This window comes from Mycolicibacterium arseniciresistens, from assembly GCF_030519285.1.
GTDB classification, from domain to species: domain Bacteria; phylum Actinomycetota; class Actinomycetes; order Mycobacteriales; family Mycobacteriaceae; genus Mycobacterium; species Mycobacterium arseniciresistens.
In genome coordinates this window covers 1-5407 of the sequence record NZ_JAUMSQ010000410.1, presented here as the reverse complement: position 1 = coordinate 5407, position 5407 = coordinate 1, and the positions used below count along the sequence as shown (strand labels likewise).

Genomic DNA, 5407 nt, shown 5'->3' with positions numbered 1-5407 from the left:
GTGGACTGTGAGACGTCGTTCGTGCGACTGGGTCTGGCCGCTGACCTCGCCGCCCACCTGGGCGCCCCGGCGGTGCGGCTGGCACATCTGCATGCCGACGAGCTGACCCGGGTGGTCAGCCGGGCCGACCGCACCGCGGCCTGAACCACCGAGGAGGACCGCCATGCCCCAGGGCCGCCCGCTGACCGTTCCCGCCGACGGGTTGAGCACCCGCGCCCGCCGCAACGCGCCGCTGCTGGCCGTGCACACCGGTCCGGGCAAGGGGAAGTCGACCGCGGCGTTCGGGATGGCGCTGCGGGCGTGGAACCAGGGGTTCGACATCGCGGTGTTCCAGTTCGTCAAGAGCGCGAAGTGGAAGGTGGGCGAGGAGGCGGCGTTCCGCGAACTCGGCCGCCTGCACGAGCGCGACGGTGTCGGCGGGCCCGTGGAATGGCACAAGATGGGCTCCGGGTGGTCGTGGTCGCGCAAGGCCGGCAGTGCCGACGACCATGCGGCGGCCGCGGCTGACGGGTGGGCCGAGATCGCCCGCCGGCTGGCCGAGCAGCGGCACGACTTCTACGTGCTCGACGAGTTCACCTACCCGCTGAAGTGGGGATGGGTCGACGTCGACGAGGTCGTCGCCACGCTGGCGGACCGGCCCGGCAACCAGCATGTGGTGATCACCGGCCGCGACGCACCGCAGGCGCTGCTCGACGCCGCCGACCTGGTGACCGAGATGACGAAGGTCAAGCACCCGATGGATGTGGGCCGCAAGGGCCAGAAAGGGATCGAGTGGTGACCCGGTGAGCGTGCCCGCCCTGGTCATCGCCGCCCCTGCCTCGGGCAGCGGGAAGACCACCGTGGCAACCGGTCTGATGGGCGCGCTGCGTCGGGCGGGCCGGTCGGTCGCGCCGTTCAAGGTGGGCCCGGATTTCATCGACCCGGGCTATCACGCGCTGGCCGCGCACAGGCCCGGCCGCAACCTCGACCCCGTGCTGGTCGGCGAGTCGCTGATCGGGCCGCTCTACCGGCACGGCAGCGACGGCGCCGACCTCGCCGTCGTCGAAGGTGTGATGGGGCTGTTCGACGGGCGGATCAGCGACGAGCCGATCACCGGGCCCGCCCGTGGTTCCACCGCACAGGTGGCCGCGCTGCTCGGCGCGCCCGTGGTGCTGGTGATCGATGCCCGCGGTCAGAGCCACAGCGTGGCCGCCCTGCTGCACGGCTTCGTCGGCTTCGACCCGGCCGTGCGGATCGCCGGGGTGATCCTCAACCGCGTCGGTTCACCGCGCCACGAACAGGTGCTGCGGCAGGCCTGCGAGTACGTCGGGCTGCCGGTGTTCGGGGCGATCCCGCGCACCGAAGCACTCGCCGTGCCGTCACGCCACCTCGGTCTGGTGACCGCCGGCGAGCACGGTGCGCAGGCCCGCGAGGCGGTGGAGGCGATGACCGAGGTGGTGGGCCGCCACCTGGACCTGGCGGGCATCACCGCGGTCGCGACCAGCCGCGTCGATGACCCGCCGTGGAACCCCGCCACCGCAGAACCGGTGGGCAAGGGCGTCACGGTGGCCGTCGCGGCGGGCAACGCGTTCAACTTCCGCTACACCGAGCACGCCGAGATGCTGCGCGCCGCGGGAGCCGAGGTGGTCGACTTCGACCCGCTGACCGATCCGCTGCCGTCGCGGACCGCCGCACTGGTGCTGCCGGGCGGCTTCCCCGAGCAGCACGCAGCCGAACTGTCCGCCAATGACATTCTGCGTCAACAGATCAGGACGCTGGCCGCGGCCGGTGCGCCGGTGCACGCCGAATGCGGTGGGCTGACGTACCTGGTGGACGAACTCGACGGCCACCCGATGTGCGGTGTGCTGTCGGGCTCGGCGGAGTTCACCCCGCGGCTCACGCTCGGTTACCGCAGCGCGCTGGCGACCGGCGAGTCGGTGATGTACCAGGTCGGCGACACCGTCACCGGCCACGAATTCCACCGCACCGCAACGAAGTTCACCGGCGACTACGGCCCGGCGTGGAGATTCTCCGGAGATCGGGCCTGCGCGCCGCAGGACGGCGCCCTCGACCGCAACGTGCACGCGTCGTACCTGCACACCCATCCGGCCTCGGTGCCTGCGGCGGTCACCCGTTTCGTGGCCGCCGCGGCGCGGCTCTAAGCTCGCCGGGTGACCGAGAACGCCTACCTGGTAGGACTGCGGCTGGCCGGCAAGAAGGTCGTCGTGGTCGGAGGCGGAACCGTCGCGCAGCGCCGGCTGCCGCTGCTCATCGCCAACGAGGCCGACGTGCACGTCATCGCCCGCGCCGCCACCCCGGCCGTCGAGGCCATGACGGGGATCACACTGCAGCTGCGTGACTTCCGCGACGGTGACCTCGACGGCGCCTGGTATGCCATCGCCGCGACCGACGATCCCGACGTCAACGCCGCGGTCGTCGCCGAGGCCGAGCGCAGGCGCATCTTCTGCGTGCGCGCCGACGTGGCCAGGGACGGGACGGCGGTGACCCCGGCGTCCTTCGAGTACGAGGGCCTGGCGGTCGGGGTGCTGGCCTCCGGTGAGCACCGCCGCTCGGCCGCGATCCGTTCGGCGATCCACGAGGCGCTGCAGCAGGGCCTCATCGCCGCGGACACCTCCGAGACGATGCGGGCCGGCGTCGCGCTGGTCGGCGGCGGGCCCGGCGACCCTGAGCTGATCACCGTGCGCGGGCGGCGCCTGCTGTCCCAGGCCGACGTGGTGGTCGCCGACCGGCTGGCGCCGCCGGAACTGCTCGCCGAACTCGCGCCGCACGTCGAGGTGATCGACGCCGCCAAGATCCCCTACGGCAGGGCGATGGCGCAGGACGCGATCAACGAGGTGCTCGTCGACCGGGCGCGTGCGGGCAAGTTCGTGGTGCGGCTCAAGGGCGGCGACCCGTTCGTGTTCGCACGCGGCTACGAGGAGGTGCTCGCGTGCGCCGAGGCGGGGATTCCGGTGACCGTGGTGCCCGGTGTGACCAGTGCCATAGGTGTTCCGGCGCTGGCCGGCGTCCCGGTCACCCATCGCCACGTCACGCACGAATTCGTGGTGGTCAGCGGGCATGTCGCGCCAGACCATCCCGAATCGTTAGTGAATTGGGATGCGCTCGCCGCGCTCTCGGGCACCATCGTGTTGCTGATGGCGGTCGAACGCATCGAACTGTTCGCCAAGGCCCTGCTGGACGGCGGCCGACCTGCGGATACCCCAGTGCTCGTGGTCCAGCACGGAACCACGTCGGCGCAGCGGAGTTTGCGGGCGACACTCGCCGACGCGCCGCAGCGGATCCGCGAAGAGGGCATCCGACCTCCCGCGATCATCGTGATCGGCCCCGTCGCGGCCTTCGGCGGTTAAAGGGTTCTTAAGATTACTGTAAGGTAACCCGTTATGACGGCTCTCAATGACGCAGAGCGCGCAGCCATGTTCAGCGATGCCGCCGGGGGTTCCGGGCGGGCTGTGCCGTCGAGCAACAAGTCGGCCAAGGCACGCACCGCCAAGGCCCCGGCCTGGGTTCCGTCGCGGCGGTTCTTCGCCGCGGTGATCGCCATCGCCGGTATGCAGCTCATGGCCACGATGGACGGCACCATCGCCATCGTCGCGCTCCCCAAGATCCAGGATTCACTGAACCTGTCCGACGCCGGGCGCAGCTGGGTCATCACGGCCTACGTGCTCACCTTCGGCGGACTGATGCTGCTGGGCGGGCGCCTCGGCGACTCCATCGGCCGCAAGCGGACGTTCATCGTGGGCGTCGCGCTGTTCACCATCGCCTCGGTGCTGTGCGGCATCGCCTGGGACGAGGCCACGCTGGTGATCGCGCGGCTGCTGCAGGGCGTCGGCGCCGCCATCGCCTCGCCCACCGCACTGGCCCTCGTCGCGACGACGTTCGCGAAGGGCCCGGCCCGCAACGCCGCCACGGCGGTGTTCGCCGCGATGACCGGTGTCGGTTCCGTCATGGGACTGGTCGTCGGCGGCGCGCTGACCGAGGTGTCCTGGCGGCTGGCCTTCCTGGTCAACGTCCCGATCGGGCTGCTGATCGTCTACCTCGCCCACACGGCGCTGCGGGAGACCCACAAGGAGCGGCTCAAGCTCGACGCCACCGGGGCGCTCCTGGCGACCCTGGGCTGCACGGCCGCGGTGCTCGCCTTCTCCATGGGTCCGGAACAGGGCTGGGTCTCACCGATCACCATCGGCTCGGGCATCGCCGCGCTGATCTGCCTCGTCGCGTTCATCATCGTCGAGCGCACCGCCGAGAACCCGGTGGTTCCGTTCGAACTGTTCAAGGACCGCAACAGGCTCGCCACGTTCGGGGCGGTCTTCCTGGCCGGCGGCGTGATGTTCACCCTGTCGGTGCTCATCGGCCTCTACGTGCAGGACATCCTCGGCTACAGCCCGCTGCGGGCCGGTATCGGCTTCATCCCCTTCGCCATCGCGATGGGCATCGGGCTGGCGCTGTCCTCTCAGCTGGTGTCGATCTTCCCGCCGCGGATCCTGGTGATCGCCGGTGGCGTCCTGGTGCTCGGCGCGATGGTCTACGGCTCGACGCTCAACAGCGGCATCCCGTACTTCCCGAACCTCGTCATCCCGCTCGTGGTGGGCGGCATCGGGATCGGGATCATCTTCGTCGCGCTGATGTTGTCGGCCATCGCCGGTGTCGGGTTCGACCAGATCGGTCCGGTCTCGGCGATCACGCTGATGATGCAGAACCTCGGCGGGCCGATCGTGCTCGCGATCATCCAGGCCGTCATCACCTCCCGCACGCTGTACCTGGGTGGCACGACGGGGCCGGTGAAGAACATGGACACCACCCAGCTCGCCGCCCTCGACGCCGGATACACCTACGGCCTGCTGTGGGTGGCCGCCGTCGCGGTCCTGGTCGGCGGCGCCGCCCTGCTCATCGGCTACACCAGCCAGCAGGTCGCGCACGCCCAGGAGGTCAAGGACGCGATCGACGCCGGCGAGCTCTAGCTCGAGATCTCTGCGGCGACCGAGCGCAGCGCGGCGACCACCGCGCCGGCCTCGTCACCGGCGTCCACCGCGGTGAGCGCCATCGTGCTGCAGCCCAGCCAGTTCGGGTCGTCGACCGCCACGGTGGTGACACCGTCGGGCACCGACTTCGCCGCCAGTTCCGGCATCAGGCAGATCCCGAGGCCGGCGGCCACCAGTCCGAGCCGTGCCGGCCAGCCGGCCACCCGGTGCCGGATCACCGGATCGGACAGCGTCGGCCACGCGGTGAACTGCGGATCGCCCGCCGAGCCGGTGCCCGCGATCCACGCCTCGTCGGCGAGTTCGCGGATCGCCACCCGGCCTGCGGCCGCCAGCCGGTGCCCGAGCGGTACGGCCACGCACAGGTCCCCGGCCCAGATGCGGCGTGCGGCGAGGCCGTCGACGTCGTAGTCGGGCAGACCCGCGCCCGC

Annotated in this window: 4 protein-coding genes and 1 pseudogene; 4 read left to right on the top strand and 1 reads right to left on the bottom strand. The window is 71.2% G+C overall.

The genetic code is table 11. From position 1 onward, the window contains the following. Positions 1 to 163: 163 nt before the first annotated feature. The 4 genes and pseudogenes from cobO (at position 164) to Q2100_RS29430 (ending at position 4958) form a co-directional block, all read left to right on the top strand. On the top strand, positions 164 to 778 hold the full coding sequence (gene cobO, locus Q2100_RS29445; protein ID WP_302916870.1) for a cob(I)yrinic acid a,c-diamide adenosyltransferase: 615 nt from the start codon (positions 164 to 166) through the stop codon (positions 776 to 778). A 4-nt stretch (positions 779 to 782) separates the two neighbouring features. Next, positions 783 to 2154: pseudogene (locus Q2100_RS29440) on the top strand (cobyrinate a,c-diamide synthase). Continuing rightward, positions 2151 to 3347: a uroporphyrinogen-III C-methyltransferase gene (cobA, locus tag Q2100_RS29435; protein WP_264015110.1), complete on the top strand. Its 1197-nt coding sequence runs from the start codon at positions 2151 to 2153 to the stop codon at positions 3345 to 3347. The pseudogene Q2100_RS29440 and the gene cobA overlap by 4 nt, the downstream one beginning before the upstream one ends. A 33-nt stretch (positions 3348 to 3380) precedes the next feature. Further along, positions 3381 to 4958 carry an MFS transporter gene (locus Q2100_RS29430; protein WP_264015111.1) on the top strand — a complete coding sequence of 526 codons (1578 nt, stop codon included), beginning with the start codon at positions 3381 to 3383 and terminating at the stop codon, positions 4956 to 4958. Here Q2100_RS29430 and Q2100_RS29425 read toward each other — a convergent pair. Beyond that, positions 4955 to 5407 (bottom strand): LysR substrate-binding domain-containing protein (locus Q2100_RS29425; RefSeq protein WP_302916869.1); only part of this gene is annotated, 453 nt, incomplete at its 5' end. The genes Q2100_RS29430 and Q2100_RS29425 overlap by 4 nt on opposite strands.